26 protein-coding genes are annotated in these 21,782 nt (G+C 64.5%); 11 read left to right on the top strand and 15 right to left on the bottom strand.

Annotation, left to right across the window (positions count from 1 at the left end; translation table 11 throughout):
* Positions 1 to 42 precede the first annotated feature (42 nt).
* The 5 genes from BN1133_RS06195 to BN1133_RS06180 all read right to left on the bottom strand — a co-directional run bounded on the left by BN1133_RS06195 (position 43) and on the right by BN1133_RS06180 (position 3,422).
* A complete protein-coding gene (locus BN1133_RS06195) occupies positions 43 to 1,533 on the bottom strand; it encodes an MltF family protein (protein ID WP_050665677.1) in 1,491 nt (496 codons plus the stop codon).
* Between the two features lie 52 nt (positions 1,534 to 1,585).
* Positions 1,586 to 1,741, bottom strand: a complete 156-nt coding sequence (gene rsmS, locus BN1133_RS19595; protein WP_082177924.1) for a pleiotropic regulatory protein RsmS — start codon at positions 1,739 to 1,741, stop codon at positions 1,586 to 1,588.
* A gap of 65 nt (positions 1,742 to 1,806) precedes the next feature.
* Entirely contained in the window at positions 1,807 to 2,277 is a 471-nt protein-coding gene (locus tag BN1133_RS06190; protein WP_050665676.1) for an acyl-CoA thioesterase, read from the bottom strand.
* A 9-nt stretch (positions 2,278 to 2,286) separates the two neighbouring features.
* The gene (locus BN1133_RS06185) at positions 2,287 to 2,589 is read right to left on the bottom strand and encodes a hypothetical protein (protein ID WP_050665675.1); all 303 of its coding nucleotides are present in this window, start codon (positions 2,587 to 2,589) and stop codon (positions 2,287 to 2,289) included.
* A complete protein-coding gene (locus tag BN1133_RS06180; protein WP_050665674.1) occupies positions 2,586 to 3,422 on the bottom strand; it encodes a DMT family transporter in 837 nt (278 codons plus the stop codon). Before BN1133_RS06180 ends, BN1133_RS06185 begins: the two co-directional genes overlap by 4 nt.
* A 138-nt stretch (positions 3,423 to 3,560) precedes the next feature.
* Between BN1133_RS06180 and BN1133_RS06175 the strand changes: the two genes are divergently transcribed.
* Positions 3,561 to 4,196, top strand: a complete 636-nt coding sequence (locus BN1133_RS06175; protein WP_050665673.1) for a tellurite resistance TerB family protein — start codon at positions 3,561 to 3,563, stop codon at positions 4,194 to 4,196.
* Positions 4,197 to 4,234: 38 nt separating this feature from the next.
* Here the strand turns inward: BN1133_RS06175 and BN1133_RS06170 are convergent, their stop codons facing one another.
* From BN1133_RS06170 to BN1133_RS06145, 6 genes are all read right to left on the bottom strand, one after another.
* A complete protein-coding gene (locus tag BN1133_RS06170) occupies positions 4,235 to 5,893 on the bottom strand; it encodes an alpha/beta fold hydrolase (RefSeq protein WP_153006733.1) in 1,659 nt (552 codons plus the stop codon).
* 139 nt (positions 5,894 to 6,032) lie between these two features.
* Positions 6,033 to 6,707, bottom strand: a complete 675-nt coding sequence (locus BN1133_RS06165) for a hypothetical protein (protein ID WP_136613413.1) — start codon at positions 6,705 to 6,707, stop codon at positions 6,033 to 6,035.
* The gene (locus tag BN1133_RS06160; protein ID WP_050665670.1) at positions 6,692 to 7,210 is read right to left on the bottom strand and encodes an RNA polymerase sigma factor; all 519 of its coding nucleotides are present in this window, start codon (positions 7,208 to 7,210) and stop codon (positions 6,692 to 6,694) included. Before BN1133_RS06160 ends, BN1133_RS06165 begins: the two co-directional genes overlap by 16 nt.
* Positions 7,207 to 7,608, bottom strand: a complete 402-nt coding sequence (locus BN1133_RS06155; RefSeq protein WP_136613414.1) for a COG4315 family predicted lipoprotein — start codon at positions 7,606 to 7,608, stop codon at positions 7,207 to 7,209. Before BN1133_RS06155 ends, BN1133_RS06160 begins: the two co-directional genes overlap by 4 nt.
* Positions 7,609 to 7,623: 15 nt before the next feature.
* On the bottom strand, positions 7,624 to 8,400 hold the full coding sequence (locus BN1133_RS06150; protein WP_050665669.1) for a substrate-binding domain-containing protein: 777 nt from the start codon (positions 8,398 to 8,400) through the stop codon (positions 7,624 to 7,626).
* Positions 8,401 to 8,471: 71 nt separating this feature from the next.
* Complete coding sequence (locus BN1133_RS06145; RefSeq protein WP_050665668.1) at positions 8,472 to 9,878, bottom strand: aminotransferase-like domain-containing protein; 1,407 nt, start codon at positions 9,876 to 9,878, stop codon at positions 8,472 to 8,474.
* Between the two features lie 122 nt (positions 9,879 to 10,000).
* Here BN1133_RS06145 and BN1133_RS06140 point away from each other — a divergent pair, with 122 nt between their 5' ends.
* The 8 genes from BN1133_RS06140 to BN1133_RS06105 all read left to right on the top strand — a co-directional run bounded on the left by BN1133_RS06140 (position 10,001) and on the right by BN1133_RS06105 (position 16,454).
* Positions 10,001 to 11,572, top strand: coding sequence for a cytochrome ubiquinol oxidase subunit I (locus BN1133_RS06140; RefSeq protein WP_050665667.1), 1,572 nt, complete (start codon positions 10,001 to 10,003; stop codon positions 11,570 to 11,572).
* Positions 11,572 to 12,699 (top strand): cytochrome d ubiquinol oxidase subunit II, encoded by a 1,128-nt coding sequence (gene cydB, locus BN1133_RS06135; RefSeq protein WP_050665666.1) that lies wholly within the window; start codon positions 11,572 to 11,574, stop codon positions 12,697 to 12,699. Before BN1133_RS06140 ends, cydB begins: the two co-directional genes overlap by 1 nt.
* Positions 12,700 to 12,717: 18 nt before the next feature.
* Positions 12,718 to 12,831: a cytochrome bd oxidase small subunit, CydX/CbdX family gene (locus BN1133_RS06130; RefSeq protein ID WP_050665665.1), complete on the top strand. Its 114-nt coding sequence runs from the start codon at positions 12,718 to 12,720 to the stop codon at positions 12,829 to 12,831.
* Between the two features lie 89 nt (positions 12,832 to 12,920).
* Positions 12,921 to 13,880, top strand: coding sequence for an MBL fold metallo-hydrolase (locus tag BN1133_RS06125; protein ID WP_050665664.1), 960 nt, complete (start codon positions 12,921 to 12,923; stop codon positions 13,878 to 13,880).
* The gene (locus BN1133_RS06120) at positions 13,873 to 14,184 is read left to right on the top strand and encodes a hypothetical protein (RefSeq protein WP_050665663.1); all 312 of its coding nucleotides are present in this window, start codon (positions 13,873 to 13,875) and stop codon (positions 14,182 to 14,184) included. Before BN1133_RS06125 ends, BN1133_RS06120 begins: the two co-directional genes overlap by 8 nt.
* The gene (locus tag BN1133_RS06115; RefSeq protein WP_050665662.1) at positions 14,172 to 15,044 is read left to right on the top strand and encodes an MbnB/TglH/ChrH family RiPP precursor modification enzyme; all 873 of its coding nucleotides are present in this window, start codon (positions 14,172 to 14,174) and stop codon (positions 15,042 to 15,044) included. The genes BN1133_RS06120 and BN1133_RS06115 overlap by 13 nt, the downstream gene beginning before the upstream one ends.
* A complete protein-coding gene (locus BN1133_RS06110; protein ID WP_050665661.1) occupies positions 15,037 to 15,840 on the top strand; it encodes an HvfC/BufC family peptide modification chaperone in 804 nt (267 codons plus the stop codon). The genes BN1133_RS06115 and BN1133_RS06110 overlap by 8 nt, the downstream gene beginning before the upstream one ends.
* On the top strand, positions 15,837 to 16,454 hold the full coding sequence (locus BN1133_RS06105; protein WP_050665660.1) for an HvfX family Cu-binding RiPP maturation protein: 618 nt from the start codon (positions 15,837 to 15,839) through the stop codon (positions 16,452 to 16,454). The genes BN1133_RS06110 and BN1133_RS06105 overlap by 4 nt, the downstream gene beginning before the upstream one ends.
* A gap of 39 nt (positions 16,455 to 16,493) precedes the next feature.
* On the opposite strand, the gene BN1133_RS06100 is transcribed toward BN1133_RS06105, so the two are convergent.
* Complete coding sequence (locus BN1133_RS06100; RefSeq protein WP_050665659.1) at positions 16,494 to 17,162, bottom strand: NAD(P)H-dependent oxidoreductase; 669 nt, start codon at positions 17,160 to 17,162, stop codon at positions 16,494 to 16,496.
* On the opposite strand from BN1133_RS06100, the gene BN1133_RS06095 reads away from it, so the two are divergent.
* Both BN1133_RS06095 and BN1133_RS06090 read left to right on the top strand, forming a co-directional pair.
* Positions 17,161 to 17,457 (top strand): hypothetical protein, encoded by a 297-nt coding sequence (locus tag BN1133_RS06095; protein WP_050665658.1) that lies wholly within the window; start codon positions 17,161 to 17,163, stop codon positions 17,455 to 17,457. The two genes, BN1133_RS06100 and BN1133_RS06095, sit on opposite strands and share 2 nt — an antisense overlap.
* Positions 17,458 to 17,545: 88 nt before the next feature.
* On the top strand, positions 17,546 to 18,859 hold the full coding sequence (locus BN1133_RS06090; RefSeq protein WP_050665657.1) for a sodium-dependent transporter: 1,314 nt from the start codon (positions 17,546 to 17,548) through the stop codon (positions 18,857 to 18,859).
* Positions 18,860 to 18,892: 33 nt separating this feature from the next.
* Here the strand turns inward: BN1133_RS06090 and BN1133_RS06085 are convergent, their stop codons facing one another.
* The 3 genes from BN1133_RS06085 to BN1133_RS06075 are packed head-to-tail and all read right to left on the bottom strand — an operon-like array spanning position 18,893 to position 21,634.
* Positions 18,893 to 19,651, bottom strand: coding sequence for a DUF3379 family protein (locus tag BN1133_RS06085; RefSeq protein ID WP_050665656.1), 759 nt, complete (start codon positions 19,649 to 19,651; stop codon positions 18,893 to 18,895).
* Complete coding sequence (locus tag BN1133_RS06080; protein WP_231686243.1) at positions 19,644 to 20,156, bottom strand: sigma-70 family RNA polymerase sigma factor; 513 nt, start codon at positions 20,154 to 20,156, stop codon at positions 19,644 to 19,646. The genes BN1133_RS06085 and BN1133_RS06080 overlap by 8 nt, the downstream gene beginning before the upstream one ends.
* A 56-nt stretch (positions 20,157 to 20,212) precedes the next feature.
* On the bottom strand, positions 20,213 to 21,634 hold the full coding sequence (locus tag BN1133_RS06075; protein ID WP_082177922.1) for a BatD family protein: 1,422 nt from the start codon (positions 21,632 to 21,634) through the stop codon (positions 20,213 to 20,215).
* Positions 21,635 to 21,782: the final 148 nt, after the last annotated feature.

Genomic DNA, 21,782 nt, shown 5'->3' with positions numbered 1-21,782 from the left:
CCGCTTGCTGCAAGAGGGGGCCAACATGGCCCCCTCTTCGTATTAGCGGGGCGGGGCGTTCACGGCGGCGGCTGCCTGGCGCTTGAGCGCCATCTTCTCCAGGATGAGCTTGTAGGCCACGTAGTATTTGTAGATGTTGCTCACATAGGAGACGGTCTCGGCACCTATCTTCTCGGCGGCGATGTGCTCCACGTTGCCAAACCAGACGTTGGGGTTAAAGCCCCGCTCCTCGGTGAGTTTGCGCAGCCTAGCGATCCGTGCCGGCCCCGCGTTGTACGAGGCGAACGAGAAGAGGGCCTTGTCCAGACGGGTCATGGGCTCGTCGCCATAGTAGCGATCCATCATCCAGCGCATGTACTTGATCCCGGCGTGGATATTGGGGTCGAGCCGGCGAATGTCGCCGACTTTCAGCTCCTTGCCGGTCTTGGGCATCACCTGCATCACGCCGATGGCCCCCACCTTGCTGCGGGCGTTCTGGTTGAGTTGGGACTCCTGATAGCCCTGGGCCGCCATCAACACCCAGTCCACGTCGTACTTTCCCGCGTATTCCTGAAATACCTTGATCATGTCCAGAAACTTCTGACGCTCGCGCCCGGCGGCGGCGCTCTTGACGTATCGGGTGCTCTTGAAATAGCGGGCCTGCAAGGTGTTGCTGATGACGCTCCCCTGGCCGTGCAGGCGGATGTGCTGGTTGAGGAAGGCCAGCAGGGCCGGACTGTTCTTGCGCACCGCCCAGGCGATCGCACCCTCTTCGCGCAGGGCGATATCTTCGTGAACCCGAATGGCCGGATAGATCTGCTGCCAGAAGCGGGCCTTGTGGCTGTCGACCACGATGAGGGGGATGAGACCTGCGTTGAGCATCTCCATCAGGTCTTCGTCTTCCAGGGGATCGGGGGCTTCTTTGAGGATCACGGCGGCGCGCCCTTCCCGGGCAAAGCGCTCGTTCAGGGCCAGCAGGCTCTCGTAGTAACTCGAAGAGCGGCGCACAAAGACCTCTTTGCCGGCGAGATCCTCCTGGTGCGCGACCTTGGGGGAGGCGGGGCCGCTGACCAGCAGCTCCTTGACCCCCTTGAAGAGGGGCAGGGTGAAATCGGCCTGGGTTTGTCTGGCCGCCGTGATGGTCAGGTTGGCGGCGGCGATGTCCCCCTTGCCCTCTTGCAGGGCCTTGAAGATCTCGCCACGGGCCACGGGAATGAAGTGGATCTGCACCTTGAGATGGCGCCCCTTGAGACGCTTTTCCTTCATCAACTGGAGGTTGAGGTAGCGCTCGAACTCCATCAGACGGTCATAGGTGGCCCCCCGCTGGCGCCCCTTGTCGATGAAATAGAAGGTCTTGCTGTAGCTGGTCAGCACCCGGATCACCCGCCGCTCTATCATGCCCGGCAGATCCCCGCGCCAGGGAGCGAGCAGCTCGTCGCTGGTGAGGTGAAGGGGCTCACGGGTCTGGTCGGGCTCGGCGGCGCAGAGGGGGAGAGCGAGTACGGAGAGCAGGATCAGCAGGGGACGAGAGCCCCGGACGAGGGAGAACAACATGGCAGACTCCGACGCAGAACGACTGTCGTGAGTCTAGCCAAGGTCTCTGGGACTAGCTCGCTTGGCCATGAGCGAGCTTGCGTTCATAGTCGCGCTGTACGATGGCCAGGGCCTTGAGGGCCAACTCGGTCGGGATCTGATGGCTTTCGAGCAGCTCGATAAGATCGACGGCGAGCTGCACTTCCTTGGGGGCCTGCTCCAGTGACATGGGTTACCTCGGGGAAAAAGGGGGCAGTATAGCGGGCGCCCGGGTTGGGCCCAAGCGCCCCTTGCTCACAGATGCCGGCGCATCTCCTTGTCGATCTCCTCACGCAGGGCCACCAGCTTGAGGGCGTACTGCTCGAGTTGGCGCTGGGCGTCGGTCTGCGGTGCCCAGGCCGGTACCTGGCGTGGCTTGCCCTGCTCATCCATGGCCACGAAGATGATGATGCAGTGGGTCGCCTTGTGGCGGTCGGTCGAGGTGGGATGGCGGCTGTAAACGTCCACTGCCAGGTGCATGCTGGTACTGCCGGTGTGGATCACCTGGGCGTGCACCTCGACCAATTCGCCTATCTGGATGGGACGGATAAAGCGGATCCCCCCCACATAGACGGTCACCGCATAGCCGCCACTCCAGCCGGCCGCGCAGGCATAGCCCGCCTGATCTATCCACTTCATCACCATGCCGCCGTGTACCTTGCCGCCGAAATTGACATCCGAGGGCTCGGCCAGAAACTGCAGGGTTAACTCTCTGGGTGGGCTCATCCTTCATCCTTAACGTCGATAGCTCTTGCGATACTGCTCCGCCTGCATGCAGGCGGGCACCTTGGAAAAGTCGGGGCGCTTGTTGCCCTCACGCTCGCCAAAGCGGGCGAAGTCGTGTTCGCACCCGGCCTGGCTCTTGCCCTCGTTGACGCACAGGGCGATCCGCTGGCTGCGCCCCTCGTCGACCAGTTGTTGCCGGGCGCTGGCGCACGCCGCATCCAGCCGGGCCTGCTCGGCCTCTCTGTCTACCACGGCGGCGCCCACCGGTACGGTGAGGGCGAACGTCAGCAGCAGGGCGTAACCGGGTTTCATCGGGTCACTCCTTGGCGGGCCTTGCCCGCGATGATGAGGGCGATGCCGCCCAGGATCGCCAGCGCCGAGAGCAGCAGGCGCAGGCTCCAGCTCTCGCCGAGCCAGAGGATGCCGCCCACCGCCGCCAGCGGCGGCACCAGCAGTTGCAACGCCGCGGCCAGGGTGCGTCCCAGATCCGGCAAGACACTGTACCACAGGGCGTAGCCGAGTCCCGAGGCGAGGGCGCCGGAGAGCAGGGCCAGCAGCACCCCGTTGGCGCTGAAACCCGGTTGGCCAAGCAGCATCAGGGGCAGGGCGAGCAGGGCGGCGCGCCAGAAGTGGCCGGCGTTGGCGGCCAGCGGATCGGCAGCCCTGGCCCCGGCCAGGGTATAGCTGGCCCAGGCGATGCCGGCCCCGGCCATCAGCACGGCCCCCAGAGGATCGGGGGCGCTCAGCCCCGGCAGCAACAACCAGACGAGGCCCCCCATGGCCAACACCAGCCCCAGCCATTGCAGGGCGGGCAGTCGTTCGCCGCGCCACAGGGGAGGCGCCAACATGGTGATCTGTACGCTGGCAAAGAGGATCAGCGCGCCGCTGCCGGCACCGAGGGAGAGATAGGCAAACGAGAAGGCGCCGGCGTAGACCATCAGGGCCAGGCCGCCACGCCAGTCCCCGCCACGGGGGCGGGCACGAGTCAGCCAGCCCAGCATCAGGGCGCCGCTGGCCAGGCGCAGCAGGGTAAAGAGCGCCGGATCCATGGCCGCCTGGGTGAGGGCGAGGCGACAGAGCAGGGAGTTGGCGGCAAACGCCACCAGGGTCGAGCCGGTGAGCAGCGCAAGGCGCAGGGGGGACATCCAGAAACCTCGGGGCGATGGCGGGTACTGAGACAAATAGTCGCCCACCGGGGGCGGGGCGGCAAGGGCGGGCTGGCCTATTCACATCTGATTCACGCCCCCTGTCCCAGCATGGCCAGACACGTAGAGGAGAAAACGATGAAACAGATACTCGATCAGTTGCTCGGCAGTGGTAAGGGGTGGCTCGAGCAGGGGGGCAGCCAGCGCAAGGGACAGCTTCAGGGAGCCCTGGCCGGTGGGGCACTGGGGCTGCTGCTGGGCAACAAGAAGGTGCGTAAATATGGCAGCAAGGTGGCGGCCGTGGGGGGCGCGGCGGCCTTAGGTGGCATCGCCTACAAGCTCTATCAGGATTGGCAGGCCCAGCAGCAGAGCGCGCCGACGGATCAAACCGTGCCCCAACCGCTCACCAGCCTGGAGGGGCAGGCACTGGATCGGCGCGCCGAACTGCTGGTGCGCGCCATGATTGCCGCCGCCCGGGCCGACGGCCATATCGACGAGCAGGAGCGACGCAAGATTGCCGATCACCTGACCGGGCTCGGCCAGAGCGACGCGGCCCGCTATATCGACCGGGAGCTGGCCCGCCCCCTCGATCCTCACGCCCTGGCGCGGGAGGTGACCGACATGGAGCAGGCCACCGAGCTCTATTTTGCCTCCCTGCTGGCCATCGAGGTGGATCACTTCATGGAGCGTGGCTATCTTGACGAGCTGGCGCGTGCCCTGCGTCTCGATGAGACCCTCAGGCAGCGCATCGAGGCGCAGGTGGCGGCGCTCTGAGCCCGCTGTGAGAAGACCCGCCTTGGCGGGTCTTGTTGTCAGGGGGCCGGGCAGACGCTCTCACTTTGCAGGCTGGTCGGCTCGAGCAGGTAGTCGACGGCGATCCGGGTGACGCAGGGATAATCCTCACCCAGGCTAAAGCCGTGATCCACCACCCCTTGCTGCTCGACCAGGTGGGCGCGCGCTCCGAAGGCGGCCTTCATCTGCCGGCTCCAGGCCAGTGGTGTGGCGAAATCCAGGCTGCCGCCGATGATCAGCACCTTCTGCTGCGCCGTGAGCTGCTGATCCAGATTGGCCAGCAGGGGGATAGGGTCGCGGCGGCGCTGCCAGTCTGCGCAGAGATAGGACATGGCGTGCAGCTTGGCGCCGGCGATGGAGCTCTGCTCGAAGTCGTTGCCCAGGGCATCAATCTCGGCCAGGGTGAAATCACGCCCCTGATCGCTACACATGACTGCCGCCTGGAGGGGATAGAGCATCACATCTTCCAGCGCGGATCGATAGGCGCTGCGATTGGCCCGATCGCTTTGCATATAGGCCACCAGTTCGGCACCGAGATCTTGCTGTAGCAGCTTATCGAGCATGGGTCGCAACCGCTCTGCGCCGCGTTCATCGGTGATCAACTGCTCCAGCATGGGTACCCAAACCCGAGTGTCGACACGGGCCCCGTCGTTGGCCACATAGACCCCCTGGGAGAGCACAGTCTCGCCAATTCTGTCCAGCTGTTGCCGTGTCGCCTCCGGCTGTCGCCGCGCCAATATGATCTGCCAGCCGGTGGATTGGCCGAGCAGTACGCGGTCGATGTCGGGCTGGTCTGGGCTCATGGCCGAATCGAGGATCAGGGCGCGCAGCTGCTGGGGGTAGCGTTCGGCATAGAGGGCGCCGAGGCGGGTGCCGTACGAGTAACCCACGAAGTTGAGGGTCTGCTCACCCAAGTGCTGGCGCAGTCGCTCCACGTCTTGCACCACGCTGTTGCTGCCCAGATAAGGGGCATAGGCATCCAGCACAGGTGCGCAGCGCCGGACAATCTCCAGCTGGGGCAGACGATGGCTGGCGCGCGCCTCCCGGGTAAAGGCACCGGTCATCTTACCCAACCACTGCTCGGCCCGGGCATCGAGGGCTTCACCGACCCCCTCTTCACTGACATCCTGTGGCCGCTCGGTCAACTGGCAGGTGCGCAGGCTGACAGCCAGGGCGCTAAAGCCGGTACCGCGGGGATCGAAACTGACCAGGTCGAAACGTTGGCGGATCTCGAGGGGGATCTCGTCGAGAGCGTCACTCAATCTCGAGACTCCGGCCCCGCCCGGCCCCCCGTAGTTGAACATCAGGGTGCCGATCCGGCGGGCAGGATCCTCGGCCTTGTGCACCCCGTAGAGGATCTCGATGCGTGTACCCTCGGGGCGATGGTGATCGAGGGGAACCTCCAGAAAGCCGCAGGTGAGCCCCTTGGCGTTGGCGCAGGCTTGCGCCAGGGTGAAGTCGGAGCGGATCACCCGGGGAGCGGCGGGGGGGATCGGTTGGACGCTTGGGGTCACAGGCGGGACAACCGGGGTGGCCGGTGTAACGGGTGGAGTAATCGGGCTGGCCGGTTGGGCTGCCGGCACTGTGGGAGCTGCCTGGGCCGGCGTGGCGGATTGGCTTGGGGAGTCGCTGTCACCGCAGGCGCAGAGCAGCAGCGATAGCATCATGACAAATGGCATTTTTTTCATCGTTATAGACCTGAACTCACAAGGTCGGCCATTGTGGGTTCGGGTCGGGCCGGCCGCTATCAGGAGCGGGCGCGATTGTATCGAATTTCGCCGTGGCCCCGCCTGGCTGGCGGGGCACGGGCTCAGTACATTATCTCGGGTCGAGCAGCTCGATGCAGTGGCCCCGATAGAGCAGGCGTTGACCGCTCATGACAAGCAGCTCACTGCTCTCCTTCAGGCGTTGCCACTCCTCGGGGCTCATGGGGCGAGCCTGACGCATCTCGATCAGTGGTGCCAGCCTGGTGAGGCGTCCCGAGGCGCGATCGCGCATCCAGAGCTCCGCATCATCGGGCAGGGCGGGCGCGGTCAGCCCCTGCTGGAGCTGGATCTTCGACTGTCCCGGCCGTTTGCCCTGATAGGCGAGCAGGGCAAAGGGTTCGGGTTGCTCCGCAGTGCTCATGACCGCCAGATAGCGTACCGGTGTGATGAGAGGCTCGGTGCCGGGCAGCAGGGGGCGCAGCCAGAGGCCGAGCAGCAGGCTGGCTGCCATGGCCATGGGCCACCAAGGCCTGACGCGTCTGGCAAAGAGCGCCCCGGCCAGGCGTGACCACACCCGCTCGGGGAGGGGCGGGGCCTGGTCGGGTTGCACCGGGGCGAGGCGCTGTTGCCACAGATCGATCCACTGCCACCAGGAGGGATCACGCGCCATCAACTGCTCGAGGCGGCGCTGCGTCCTGGAGGTGAGGGTTCCCAGAACATACTCGCTGGCCAGTCGCTCTCGCAGGTGATCGCGCTGATAACGGTTGGGGGTCATTGGGTCAGACATTGTTTCAGCTCCTCCAGTCCTCGCCGGATCCACGACTTGACGGTGCCAAGGGGGGTTCTGGTGTGAAGAACTATCTCCTGATGACTCAGGCCATGGCGATAGGCGAGCACGATGGCGTTGCGTTTCTCGGGGGCCAGACGGTGCAGACAGGGATCCAGTGGCAGCCTTTCTTCCGGGGTCACCAGGGGGTCGAATGCCGCATCCCAGGGGGCTTCCTGTCGGCGGTGGCGGCTGCGCAGGGCATCCAGGGTCAGGTTACGCATGCATTGGCAGAGCCAGGCCCAGGGGTAGTCTATCGGGTAGGAAGAGCGATCCTGCCAGAGTTTGATAAATCCCTCTTGCAGCAGGTCGGCGGCCCACTGCTCATCCTTGACCAGATGAAAGATGAGGGCGTAGAGAGGCTGGCCGGTGAGCCGGTATAAGGCCTCGAAAGAGGCCTTATCTCCATTCCGGCTGCGGGTCAGCAACAACGAAAGCTGCCGGTTGTCGATGCCTGCCCTCATAGGGGAACCCGGTGCCACACCTGCAGCACACCGTCTCCACTGCTCTGTCCCGGCGCCGTGTCCTTAAACCACCGATAGAGGGGCTTGCCCCGATAACTCCACTGGTAGCCCCCATCCTTGCGTTCGACGAGACCGAATCCAGCCTTGACCGCCTCCGGTTTGAGCGCCTCTCGGGCGGCCAGCGCCGGGGGCCACTTGCGGGCACACTCGTCGTAGCAGACCGATTGGCCGACCGGATCCTTGTCGAAGGTGTAGAGGCTAAGCCCCCGCTGATCGGCCAGATAGCCTTCCTGACCCAGGACGACGCGCGTCAGGGGAAGATGCTCCAGTGGGCTTGTCTCGATGGCCCAGGCACTGCCCAGGGGCAGGAGGAGGGCGGTGGTGATCATCAATTTCATGGTGTGTGCTCCTCGTTAACGGGTCCAGCCATCTTGGGCGAAATAGGTTTCACCCTCGGGGCTCTCGATAAAGGCCAAAAAGCGGCGGGTGATCGGGTCAGCCGTGCGTGCCTGTGCGATGGAGAGGCCGCGAAAGATCCGTCGCTGTGGCTCTATCTCTACATAGTCCACCTTGTCGGACTGGTTCAGGGGCCAGTGTACCCAGGTGATCCAGGCGTCGGCCTTGAGTCGGGTAAAGGCGCGATAGCTGGCGCCGCTCCCCTGCTCATAGGCCACAATGTTGCGGCGCAGCGCCTGCAGATCCGCCAGGGAGCCGAGCCGGCCGGCCACATCCTCCCACAGACCGGTGCCCGAGGTGTTATAGCTGCCACGCCCCTCGGTGACCACCACCCTCAAGGGGCGCCTGAGCAGGTCATCGATGCCGTTTATCCGGGAAGGATTGCCCTTTTGCACGGCAATCACCGCTCGCCTCAGGTAGTAGGGGCGGGCGCTTTGGGGATCGAGAAAGGGGTAGTGCTCGAGAAAGGCGGACATGGATTGCTCCGCCCCGGCAAAGATGAGGTCGGCATCCTGACTCGCCTGCTGGCTCCAGCCGGACTCGGGGCCGGCGGTTACCACCACAGGTACATTGCTCTTGCGAGCGAAGGCGTCGGCCGCTCTCTTGAGTGCGCTATCCGGCCCGCCGGGCCCATAGAGGCGAAGCACGCCGTCATTGGCCTGATGGGCCGCCTGTGCGGGCATCTGCCACAGCAGGGCGCAGAGTAGCGCCAGAGAAGGTGAAGTGACTTTCATTGTTGCTCCTGGTTGGGGTCTCACCAGAGAGACGCTCACCAGGGGCCAATGGATGCAGTGTCTTCATTTTTTTATGGCTCGTCCACCGGAACCGGGAGCCAGCGGGCCAGCTGGTCCAGCGCCTGCTCCAGCTCGGGCCCCCAGGGGTGAGAGGCGTTAAGACGCAGGCAGTGATCGTGCTGGCCGGCCCCGCCAAACAGGGCCCCCGGGGCCAAAGAGAAGCCCGCCTCGAGCGCCCGGCGATAGATCTGTCGGGTGTCGACTCCCCTTGGCAGGGTGAGCCAGAGGAAGAAGCCGCCACCGGGCTGACTGATCCCCACCGAGGGGAGGCGGGTCTGCAGCTCGGCTCTTAGCCTGTGCATGCGTATCGAAAGGGTGTGACGCAGACGCCGCAGATGGGCATCGTATCCCCCCTCTTCCAGGAAGCGGGCCAGGGCCAGCTGGCTTGGCACATTGGTGGCCAGGGTGGAGATAAGCTGACGGCGTTGCACACGGGGCGCATGGCTCCCCGCCACGACCCAGCCGACCCGAAACCCCGGCGCCAGACACTTCGAGAAGGAGGAGCAGAGCAGGCTCGTTCCCTTATCCCAGTACTTGAGGGGACGAAGCGGGTCGCGCCCAAAATGGAGTTCACCATAGACGTCGTCTTCTACGACCGGCACCTCATAACGGGCCAGCAGCGCCATCAGGGCGGCCTTGTGCTCGTCACTTTGGGTATGTCCGAGGGGATGCTGCACGTTGGCCATCAGCCAGCACGCCTTGATGGGGCGCTCTTTCAGGGCGCTTTCGAGCTGGATCAGGTCGATCCCCACACCGCTGATCACCGGGATCTCCACGGCCCGCAGTCGCAATCGCTCTATGGCCTGCAGGGCTCCGTAGAAGGTGGGGGACTCGACGACCACCCAATCGCCGGGTTCGGTGAGGACCTGCAGGCTTAAGGAGAGAGCCTCCATGGCGCCTGTGGTGATCACTATCTCCTGGGGATCCACCGTCAATCCTCGCATGGCATAACGGCGGGCAATGGCACGGCGCAGGGCCTCGTTACCGGGGGGGAGATCGCTCACCGTACTGAACGGATCCATGGTTCGCATGACGCTGGCCAGCAGGCGGCCGAGGCGAGGCAGGGGGAAGAGATGGGGGTCGGCCACCGCCATGCCCAGAGGCACCAGGGCGCGTGACTTGCCGGCCTGCAATACATCAAACACCAGGTTATTGATATCGACGCTGTCCGTGTAGTGGGTCTCGCCGGGGGGAATGCCCGGCTTTGGAGAGGTGTCCTTCACGTAATAACCGGACTGGGGGCGAGCCTGGATGATCCCCTGGCTTTCGAGCAGTTGATAGGCCTGCAGTACCGTCATGGGGCTCAGGTGGTGGGTCTTGCAGCTTTGGCGAATGGAGGGAATGCGCTCACCGGGGTGCCACAGCCCGGCATCGATCTGCTGGCGCAGCCGGTCGGCGAGATCGCGATAACGGGGCATGGGGATCTCAAACTGTTATAGGTGTTATTCACTCTAACTGCATCTGTTATAGCTGTCACGCCCATGTTGTACTGGCCGCGCACAAAAACGTGCAAGGCAAATACAACAAAAGAGAGTGACACATGATCAATCCGGATGACGTGGTCAGCCTGTCGCGCCTGCAGTTTGGCGCCACCGCCCTGTTCCACTTCCTGTTTGTTCCCCTCACCCTGGGGCTCTCCTGGATATTGGTGATCGCCGAGTCGGCCTATGTGATGACCGGTAAGCCGATTTATCAGGAGATCACCCGCTTCTGGGGCAAGCTCTTTGGCATCAACTTCGTCATGGGGGTCACCACCGGGATCACCATGGAGTTTCAGTTCGGTACCAACTGGGCTTACTACTCCCAGTATGTGGGGGACATCTTCGGCACCCCGCTCGCCATCGAAGGGCTGATGGCCTTCTTCCTCGAGTCCACGCTGGTGGGGCTCTTCTTCTTCGGCTGGGAGCGGCTGCGCCCGGGGCAACACCTGTTGGTGACCATGCTGGTGGCCCTCGGCTCCAACCTCTCGGCGCTTTGGATCCTCATCGGCAACGGCTGGATGCAAAACCCGGTGGGCGCCGAGTTCAACCTGCTGACCCAGCGCATGGAGTTGACCGATGTGGCCGCCGTGCTGCTCAACCCTGTGGCCCAGGTCAAGTTTGTCCACACCGTAGCGGCGGGCTATGTGGCCGCTTCTATGTTCGTCATGGGGGTAAGCAGCTGGTACCTGCTGCGCCGGCGCGAAGTCCCTTTCGCCCTGCGTTCGTTCGCCATCGCCTCGGGCTTTGGCCTGGCCGCCATCTTGTCGGTGGTCGTGCTCGGCGACGAGTCGGGGTATCGCACCGGCGAGGTGCAAAAGGTCAAGCTCGCCGCCATCGAGGCCGAGTGGGAGACAGAGCCTGCCCCGGCGGCCTTCACTCTGTTCGGTTTCCCGGATCAGGTTGCCCAGACCACCCACGCCGCCATCAAGATCCCCTATCTGATGGGGCTCGTCGCCACCCGCACCCTCGATGAGCCGGTCACCGGCATCAAGAGCCTCAAGCGTGAGCACGAGCGCCGCATCCGCAGCGGCATGGTGGCGGTGGGGGCGCTCGAGCAGATCCGCGCCGGGGATCGGAGTGAGGCAACCCGGGCGCGCTTCGAGCGTCATCGGGCCGATCTCGGCTATGGCCTGTTGCTTACCCCTTATGCCGACCCCATCGTCAGCGCCGACGAGGCGGCCATCGCCAGGGCAGTCGAGGACTCCATCCCGCAGGTAGCACCGCTGTTTGTGGGCTTTCGCCTGATGGTGGGGCTGGGTGTCCTGATGCTGGGGCTGATGGTCGTGAGCTTCGTGCAGCTCTGCCGTAACCGGCTGGAGAGCTCGCCGCGGCTGCTCAAGATCCTGCTCTGGAGCATGCCGCTCCCCTGGATTGCCATCGAGGCGGGCTGGTTTGTCGCCGAGTTCGGTCGTCAGCCCTGGGCCATCAGTGACCTGCTACCGGTCTCGGCGGCGGCCTCATTGCTGACGGCGGGGCAGCTCTGGTTCAGCCTGATCGCCATTTGCACTCTCTATACCCTCTTGCTGGTGGTGGAGCTCTACCTGCTGTGCCATGTGGTTCGCAAGGGACCCGCCATACTGCGTCCCCGTCACGGTGACGACCAACAACCTGCCCTGGCGAGGAGCGCCTGATGGATTACACAACGCTCAAACTGATCTGGTGGGCCCTGCTGCTGCTGTTGCTGCTTGGCTTCGTGGTGCTCGATGGTGTCGATCTGGGGGTGGCCATGCTGCTGCCCCTGGTGTCGAAGGATGATGAGGACCGGCGTCTGGTGATCAACAGCGTCGGCCCGGTGTGGGAGGGCAACCAGGTGTGGCTCATCGCCGCTGCCGGCGCCCTGTTTGCCGCCTGGCCGCTGGTCTATGCCGCCGCCTTTTCGGTGCTCTATGTGCCCATGGTCGTGCTGCTGCTGGGCCTCTTCCTGCGACCGGTCGGATTCGACTATCGCAGCAAGCTGGCGGATCCCGTGTGGCGTCGCTGGTGGGATCGGGCCCTGGTGACGGGGGGGCTGTTGCCCACCCTGATCCTCGGTGCCGCACTGGCCCTGGTGATGCAGGGGCTGCCGTTTCGCTTCGACAACGCCTTGCGCCTGCACTATGGCCCCTTTGTCCTGCATGCCGGCTTTATCGCCGCCGTAATGGGGTGTGTGCTGCTGACGCTGCTCTTGCACGGAGCCAGCTTCTTGCAAGGGAAGGTGACGGGAGTGCCGGCCCGGCGAGCCCGTGGTGCCGCCATCTTGCTGGGGCCGCTCTCGAGCCTGCTCTACCTGCTCTGTGGCTGGCTGCTGCTGGGGATCCCCGGTTACGCCCTGGGCACAGCTCTGGACACCCATATGGTGCTCACCCCCGCCGACAAGCTGGTCGTGCCGGCTCCCGATGGCTGGCTCGCCAACTACCTGAGCCACCCCTTGCTGTGGCTGGTGCCCCTGGGCGGGCTGCTGCTTCCGCTTGTCAGCAGTCTGGCCGCCTGGTTCATCCGTCCCCGCCTGGGCGTACTGGCCAGTGCATTCAGTTGCGTCGCCATGCTTGGCTCGGTGGCCATCGCCCTGTTTCCCTTCGTGCTCCCCTCGAGCCTCGATCCTGCCAGCAGCCTGACCCTGTGGGATGGCACCTCCAGCTACCGAACCCTGGCCATCATGCTGGGGGGCTCGATGATCCTGCTGCCCGTCAACCTCGGCTACACCGTCTGGGTCTACCGGGTGGTGCGAGGGCGGCTCGATCGGGACCATATTCGCCGCCACGGCCATCAACTCTACTAACCCTGTAAGGAGAACCTCATGTGGTACTTCACCTGGATGCTGGGGCTCGGTTTTGCCCTGCTGCTCGGGCTTTGCAACTTGCTTTGGCTGGAGGCGCGCTGGGAGGAGGCGGCCGACCGTGAGCAGGGCTGAGCCCGTTAGAACGGCCGGACCGTCACCGGCGGGCGGTCCGGCCCCCTCAACGACAGTCAGTGACTGTTGAACAACCACAGGTAACCAAGATGAAACTGACATTAAAAGCCGTGGCCATGGCCATCGGATGTGCCCTGATGGCCATGCCTGCGAGTGCCGATCAGGTTGATCTCACCCCCAGGGACAAGCGTTTCACGCTGCAGATACTCGGCAGCGGTGGCCCCATCTCCGATGATCAGCGAGCCTCCTCCAGTGCGGTGATCTGGTGGAAAGGGAAGTCCCGCCTCCTGATCGATGCCGGTGGCGGCGTCTATCTGCGCTTCGGCCAGGCCGAGGCCAGGCTCGAGGAGGTCGATTTTATCGGCATTACCCACTTTCACACCGACCATGTGACCGATCTGCCTGCCCTGCTCAAGGGGGCCTACTTCTTCAAGCGCCAGGATCCTCTCGATCTGGCCGGGCCCGAGGCGGGATCGGCGTTTCCCGGTATGAGCGGCTATTTCAACGCGCTCTTCGATCGCAAGAAGGGGGCTTATGCCTATCTCGGCGGCTTCAAGGATGGCAGTGACGGCCTCTTTCCCGTCACCCTGCACGACGTGGCTTATGACCAGCCGGTCGCCCAGCGGGTCTACCAGCAAGATGGCCTCACGGTCACGGCCCTCGGCATTCCCCACGGGGATGTGCCCTGTCTGGCCTATCGCATCGAGAGTCGAGAGGGCGTCATCGTCATCTCGGCGGATCAAAACGGCAGCAATCCCGCCTTTGTCGACTTTGCCAAGGGGGCCGACATTCTGGTGATGCCCCTTGCCATTCACGAAGGGGCCGATCCCCTCTCTGCCTCGCTCCATGCCCGGCCCTCAGTGGTGGCCAGCATCGCCGCCGAGATCAATCCCGGACTGCTGGTGCTCAACCACTGGATGGGGGTTGGTCTCAATCACAAGAAGGAGGCGATGGCCATCGTCCAGCGCACCTTCAAAGGCCAGGTGGTGGCCGCCCGCGATCTCTCCAGTTATCCCCTCTCGGCTCTCAAGGAGTCCACCCATGAGTAACAAAACGAGTTGCACCTTGACCCTCTCCATCGCCATGACCGGCCTTATCGCCCTGACGCCCGGCGTGCTCCACGCAACCACAGGGGAGGAGGCACCAGTGGTGGTTGCGACCGGCGGCCAGAGTGGCGGCAAGTGCGCGGCCGGTAAATGCGGTACCGAGAAGCGTTTCGAAAAGCAGCAGCTGGCGCAGGATCCTCAGGATCGTCTGGTCCGGGCCCGTGACGGCCTGTGTGGAGTGTCGGGGGAGGGGCTCAAGGGGACGAAGGGAGACAGCAAGATGACGGAGGGGGTATGCGGGAACTGAGTCCCTTTTGCCGGGGGATCGGCGTGCGGCCGGAGCACTTGGCGCAGCTCTGTGAGGAGCCGGCGCGCCCCGGTATCGACTTTGTCGAGCTGGCCCCGGAGAACTGGATGGCGATGGGGGGCGCCAAACGGGATCAACTCTACCGGATCGCCGAGCGCTACCCACTGGTGGCCCATGGGCTCAGCCTCTCCATCGGCGAGTGCCGGCCCCTTAACCGTCAACTGATCGCCGGGATCCGGGCGTTTCTCGACGAGTTCGCCATCGATATCTATAGCGAACACCTGAGCTTCTCCCGCGACGGACAGGGCTATCTCTACGAGCTGCTGCCGGTGCCGCGGCGATGGGAGAACATCCCCTATCTGGCGGACCGCATTGCCCGGGTCCAGGATGCGCTGGCTCGGCCTCTGGTACTGGAGAATATCTCTTACTACCACACCTACGAGGGAGAGGTGCCCGAGGCGGCATTCCTGTCCGAGCTGGTGGCGCAAAGCGGCTGTGAGCTCCTGCTCGATATCAACAATGTGTATGTGAACAGCCGCAATCACGGCTACTGCCCGAAGCAGATGATTGCCGATCTGCCAGGGAGGGCCATTCGTTACTTCCACGTGGCGGGCCACCGGGAGGAAGAGGGGGGCCTGCTGCTCGATACCCATGGGATGCCGGTCTGTGAGGGCGTGCTGGATCTGGCTCGCTTCACGGTATCCACCCATGGCATGCGCCCCCTGCTGCTGGAGCGGGATCATCATCTGCCGCCACTTGCCGAGCTGGAGGCCGAGCTCTCCCGGGTTCATCGGGCATGCCGGGAGGCGGTCGATCCCCAGTGGTGGCACGAGAAGGGACGGGAGGCCTGTCATGGATAGAGGGTCGCAGCGCGAGCCGGTGTGCCACCCCCCCTTGCGGCTGCAGTTGCAGACCGAGTGGCTGGCCAGGGGAATTCGCAATCCGCAAGCGGGGGTGGCTCGCCCCTATGTGCAGAGCATTCGGGCCAGCGTGACCTCGGTGCTTGAGGGCTGTTTTGCAATGACCCTCGAGCAGTTGGCACCCGCTGAGCGGGAGGCGCTGGTCGAGGGGTTTGTGGCGCACCACGGTGCCCAGGAGCCAGCCTTTCACCACATCGCCACCGAGTTTGTCCGCTATCTGCAGGGGCGCCTCGAGCGGGGCGCCTGTTGTGATGGGGCTGGGCGGTTGGAGTGGCCTTGGGAGCGGCTGGCACTGCTGGAGTATGAGTGGGCCTGCCTCGAGGTCGAGCTTGATGAGGCCCAGGTGCCTCCCGTTGCCATGACGAGGCTCGAAGAGGCGCTGTGGCTCAATCCCACCCTGAGACTGCTCGCCCTTCCCTTCGTCGTGCGCCCTGGCGCCGTGGTGGCGAGCCGATCGGGGCCACACTACCACGCGCTGTTTCGCACCGTCGATCATCAGGTGATCACCCAGCCGCTTGGCACCATGGACACCGCGCTTCTCCAGCGGATTGGTCAGTCGGAGGGGATGACCTTAAGCGGGTTCGCCAGGCGGGTGGGGCCTTATCTCGGCGGGGCGGAACTGACCCTGTGGGCCCGTCGTTTCCAACGGCTCGGGATCCTGACGGCGCCGCCGCTTTATACCGGCCTCGATATGCAGGCCACATCAATTGACAAGATCCAAGGAATATTCCCATGAACAACACCCTCATTCAGTGGTATCAGGGGGCCGTCGCCCGGTGCAAGCGGCTCGATTTTCTGGCCCTGCTGGCCATTCGTCTCTATCTGATCCCCGTCATCTATGTGGGCGCCCACTCCAAGGTGGTGGGGTTTGCCGGCACTGTGGCCTGGTTTGGTGCGCCGGCAGCGGAAGGGGGGCTTAACCTGCCATTCCCGACCCTGCTCGCCTTTTTGGCGGCGGGGACCGAGGTAGTGGGGTGTATCTGTATCGCCCTGGGCCTCTTCACCCGTGTCATGGCCATTCCGACCATCTTTCTGATGAGCGTGGCCAGTGCCATGGTCCACTGGAAGCACGGTTGGGATGCTATCGCCACCGGCAGCATGGAGGCCACCTTGCGCCTCAACGGCTTTATCGAGTGGCTGGCCGCCAATTTCCCGGGCCGCTACAACTACATCACCGAGTTGGGGGATCCCGTGATGCTCAATAACGGAATGGAGTTTGCCGCCACCTACTTCGTGATGTTGCTGGTGCTGCTGGTCTACGGGGGAGGGCGCTATGTGAGCCTCGATTACTGGATTGCCCGTGCCATCGGGGCACAGAGGCGGGATGAGCCAGGCACACAAGAGGGATAACGGTGACGAGCGGCCTGGCCGCTCGTCTCTTTTGATGACTCAGTAGCGCCCCACCTCGACGGGGGCTTCGCTCTCTATGGTGGTGAGGCGGGCAGCCCACTCGTCGAGCCAGTGCTCGCGGGCGACCTGCTCGGCACGGGCCGGAGCGTAGAAGATGGCCGGGGCCAGCACCTGATAGCCGACAAACTGCAGGATCCCGCGCGAGATGGGGCGCAAAATGGCCTCGATGGAGCCGTTGAGTCCCTCGGGATCATAGGCGTCGGCCGCTCCCCCCGTGGTGAGGCAGAGCAGGGCGCGGCGCCCGGCGAAACGACCGCTCTCGTAAAGGTGGCCCTGGCCATAGATACGTCCCATGGCAAAGACCCGGTCGACCCAGCCTTTGAGGATGGCGGGCAGGCCAAACCACCAGAGGGGAAACAGGAAGATGAGAAGCTCGGCCTCCTCCAGCTTGGCCATCTCCGCATCGAGTTCGGGGGAGAAGCTGTCGCGCTCGGTGGCGTAGAGCTCCTCCTGCTGGAGCTTGAGAAAGTCCGGGTCCCTGGCGAGTTGGAAATTACGCCTGTCGGAGACCGGCTCAAACCCCATGGCATAGAGATCGCTGGTCATGACGGTGTGGCCGGCGGCCTCCAGCGTCTCTATGGCGGTCTCGAACAGGGCGCCGTTGAAGCTCTGGGGTTCGGGATGGGCATAGACGATCAGTACTCTCATGACACTCTCCTGGGATGCTTTGGCCCAGCATACCGACAGGATCGGCTCAACCCAAGGGGCGCGCCGGCAAGCTGGGGGACGGATCACAGGGGCGAGGGCGTGGGGCTGGATGAAAATGCTGCATATTTTGATGTTTTTCGTTATTCAAGCTGCGTCAGGAAAAAAGCAAAGAAAAATGTGTCAATCATTCTTTCCATGGTTTAGTCTGATGCTCCATCTAGTCAGGAGTGCTGTCATGTCGCTGTGGGTATTGTCGTTTGGTCGATTTTTTAACCGCCTTGTCGCGGTGACCTGACGCATACGCAGCATGTGGAGCAAACAGGGTCGCCGAGGGCGGCCCTTTTTATTGGAGTCGATGTGATGAAGTGTTCCCCGGAGGTTGTATGAGCCAGGTGCAGTGGTCTTCCCGTGTCGGGCATGTGTTGGCGGCGGCCGGCTCGGCCATCGGTTTGGGGGCTATCTGGAAGTTCCCCTATGTGACCGCCACCAATGGCGGTGGTGCCTTCCTGCTGGTGTTCCTGCTCTTTAGCTTCACCCTTGGGGTGGCGGTACAGGTAGGGGAGACCCTGCTTGGCAGCCATAGCCGGCGCGGGGTGCTGGGGGCCTTTCGTACCCTGGCCGGGCCGAACTGGCGCTGGATGGGGTACATGGGGATCCTGTGCGGCTTCTTCATCTACAGCTTCTACAGCGTGGTGGGGGGCTGGACCGTGGGCTATGCGGCCCTGGCCGTGGGAGGAAAGCTCAACCTCGCTGAGGCGAGTGAGTTGACGGCCCTCTTTGGCGGTTACGTGAGCCACCCCTTCTGGCCCGTATTGACCCATCTGGTCTTTGCCGGCCTCACCTGGTGGTTCGTGCAGGGGGGCCTGCAAAAGGGGGTGGAGCGGGCGCTGCGCTGGATGATGCCGGCCCTGTTTGTGATGATGCTGCTGCTGGTGGTGACCGGTCTCTCCATGCCCGGCGCCATGGCTGGGGTACGCCAGTTCCTGCTGCCCGATTTCAGTCAGCTCACCGGTCAGGGGGTGCTCGATGCCCTGGGACTGGCCTTCTTCTCCCTCTCCATCGGGCTTGGGGTCCACACCACCTATGGCGCTTACCTGCCAAACAGTGACGGTGTGCTGCGCTCCGGCGTCTGGGTAGTGACCCTGGCGAGCCTCATCTCGGTGCTGGCGGGCTTGATGATCTTCCCGGTGCTGGCCTCTACCGGCATCGATCCGGCTGCCGGTCCCGGGCTGACCTTTATGACCATGCCGGCGGTGTTCAATCATCTGCCGTTTGGCCAGGGGCTGGCGGTGCTCTTCTTCCTGCTCTTGCTGGTGGCGGCGCTCTCCTCCTCCATCTCCATGCTCGAGCACCTGGTGCGCTTCGCCACCGAGGAGTGGGGCTGGAGCCGACGCGGCGCCTGCCGGGCCATCACCTTGCTCATCATGGGGTGCGGCATCCCGGTGAGCCTCTCGTTTGGCCCCTGGGCCGAGTACACCCTGGCAGGCAAGACCATTTTTGACCTGCTCGACTACCTCACCTCCAACCTGATGATGCCCCTGTTTGGCCTGGTGCTGACCCTGCTGCTGGGGTGGCGTCTCGGGGAGCGCATGGTGCCGGACGGACTCTCCCCGGTGCTGCGCCTCTCCCTGCTCTGGTGCTGGCGGCTGGTGGCGCCGCTGCTGATAGCCGGCATCCTGGTGCGCGGTCTGCTGTAAAGAAGAGGCCCCGGCGATGCCGGGGCCTCTTGCTTAGATGTTCCAGTGCATCTCTTTTTGCAACTGGTCGGCGAGGGGTTTCAGGGGCTCGCCCATGGGGCCAATCAGTACCATGTTGGCGCCTTTAAGCTCCATGATCTCCCCTTGCAGGCGACCGTCGGAGAAGTCATCCCGCCCTATCTTGAGCGGTACGTGCCGCGGCACCAGGAACAGGGTGATGGGACCCTTGCTACCCTGGATCTCCATGTGCAGCGCCGGTCCCTGGTAGAAGGAGCAGTGGTTCACATAGGTGATGTGCCCGAGCCCTGCCATGGACGTCAGGCGGGCGCCATACTTCTCCATCTTGGCATTGATGGTCTCGAGGCTGACCCGTTCATCGACCCCATGGGTAAAGGACTGCTCCCCATAGACATGGGCCAGGGCGACCGAGGAGAGATCCGGGTGCTCGCTATCGAGGGGCAACCAGCGGGTGGAGAGCCCGAGCAGGAAGGCGACCGAGGCGGCCACGGCGACCTGACGCCAGACCCTTGCCGGGGCGGGTTGTGCCCTCAGGGGGACCACGCGGGCGGCAGCCTCTTCGTCACTGCGATCCAGGGCCTGGCGCAACAGGATGCGCTCCGCCAGCCCTTCGGGCAGGGGCACCTTGAGCGCCTGCACCAGCTCCTGCTCGCCTGCCTTGAGCTCTTCCACCCACTTGCGGCGGGCCGGTGACTCTTGCAGCGCGGCGAGAAACGCCGGATTGCTCTCATAGGGGTTGGCCAGAGCCTGGCGCCGGAATTCGAGTTCATCCATTGCCTTGACCTCTCTGCTCTTTGCTCTGGCTGAGTGCCTCGCGCAACTGGTTGCGGGCACGAAACAGCCGGGTGTTGACCGTGTTCTTGTTGATGCCGAGCTGCTCGGCGATCTCGTCACCGCTCATGCCGAGCATGACCTGCATCACCAAGGGCTCCCGATACTCCTCGGGCAGCTTCTCGATTTGGCGTCTGAGCCACTCTCCCTCCTGCTCCCGCTCCCCGGCGGGGGTGGGATCGGCCAATGCCACGCTATCGAGATCCACCAACTCGGGTGAGACCCGCTCGAAGCGACGGGCGTTCTCGCGTCGGACTATGGTGATAAGCCAGGCCTTGGCCGCCTTCTCGTCGTGCAGTGAGTCGAGGCTGCGCCAGGCACGCAGGAAGGTCTCTTGCACCAGATCCTCGGCGACATGGGGATCCCGGCACAGCCAGTAGGCATAGCGGTAGATGTCCCCATGCAGGGCCTTCACCAAGGCCTCGTATCGTGTCTGTTTGTCTGCCATATCCCCATAGACCGGGGGATCGCCGCTTTTCTTTCCGAACCAGCGTGTGAAAAGAGTCATAGCTCTTCCTTGTTGTGTGATGGGGTTGGGGCCAATAACCAGCGCCAGTGACGCCAGAGGGCCCGCCTGAACTGTTGTGCGCTGCCCGACCGGGGGCCGCCGAAGCAGGCGTGCTCGAGCCGGGAGGTGGCATCCCGCAGGCCGGGGGGCAGGGCGTGCCTAGGATACCCGCTTCGGCGCAGCCAGTCACACCAGCGTTGTCGCAGTGCATCCGGCTCGCCCCTCAGGGTGGCGCCCAGGTACAGGGCGCGCAGCAGGGGAGGAAGGCGGCGCCTGAGAAGCGGGATCAGCATAAGGAGCAGCAGCAGATCGAGCTGGGTCGGTGCTGACGTGGTCACAGGTGCCCGGGCAGGCAGCACCTTGAGGTGCAGCGGGGGGAGTCGGGCCAGCTCTTCACGCTCGGTCAGGGTATTGAACCAGCGCAGCTCCACGGGTGGGAGGGTGAATTCACCGGCGTGCTCCGGCGTGATGGCCTGGCGTACGGTGCGCTGGCCGAGCAGGTGGCCGCGCTCCAGATAGCGCTCACGAAACTGCTCCCCGTCCGGCTGACTCTTGAGGCCTGCCAATTCGGGAAGGGGCAGGGGGAGGTGGCCGAGCTCTCCATCTTCCCACTCCAGCAAGAGGGTACGCACCAGAGGCTCCCCGACCCGCAGGGGGGTGGGGGTCTGCAGGCTCTGGCTCAGGCGAAGGAGCCGGGCGGCCGGTTGGGGGGGATCCGAGACCAGCAGGCGCACCGGGTTGGCCCGTCCCGAGAGAGGCAGGACTCCGCCTCCACCGGGCAGGGGCAGGGTGGCGGTGAAGCGGGGGGCTTCCAGCCAGCTGGCACCGCTCTTGCGAGCCTGTAGCAACCAGCGCCGCTCGAGGCGGCCCGGGCCACCCGGAGTGGCCGGCGGCGTCCAGCTATCCTCGCCCAGGCGGCGAACCCGAAAGCCATCGGCCTGGGGCTCCTCGAGACCGGGGGATTGCACCTCTTCGGGCAGCCAGAGAGTGAGGCGGTAGACAAAGGGTTGCCCGACCCAGTAGCGCCCGTCCCCCTCCAGGCTCGCCTGCTGCTCGATAAAGAGATCCTGCAGGGGGCGTGCTGCGGCCTGGTCCAGCGGGGGCAGGGTCAGTGAGGCGCTCTGCTCATCACCGATCCGCAGGGGAGGCACCGGGGGCAGGGCCCCCTGATGATGGGGCTTGAGGCTTAAGGGGATGGTCCAGCGGGTCAACTCGTGCCTCGGGGTGCTCAGGCGAGCCTGGGTGATGCGACCGACCACAAAGTGGCGCAGCAGTGGGGTGACATCCAGCGCATCCGGTTGAGCGATCCCCTCCTGCTCAATGTGCAGGGTCCAGCCCGATAGGCCGGCCAGGACCTCGACCCGAGGTGCCGCCAGGGCGCCGGTCGTGAGCAGCATCAGGAGCCAGCCTCTTACCATGGCTCCCCCGCAGGTGGCGTCGGGGCGCGCTCGGCCAATTTGCGCAGCCGCTCCTTGAGCAGGATCACCGGGGGGGCACTGGCCCCCGCCGGGGGGGCCGCCGAGGCGGGAGGGGGCCGATCCGGGGCCTGAGCCTGCCCATTGGGGT

This window comes from Aeromonas schubertii, assembly GCF_000820105.1.
In the GTDB taxonomy this organism is placed as follows: Bacteria; Pseudomonadota; Gammaproteobacteria; order Enterobacterales; family Aeromonadaceae; genus Aeromonas; species Aeromonas schubertii.
This window is presented reverse-complemented; position numbering and strand designations above follow the sequence as displayed.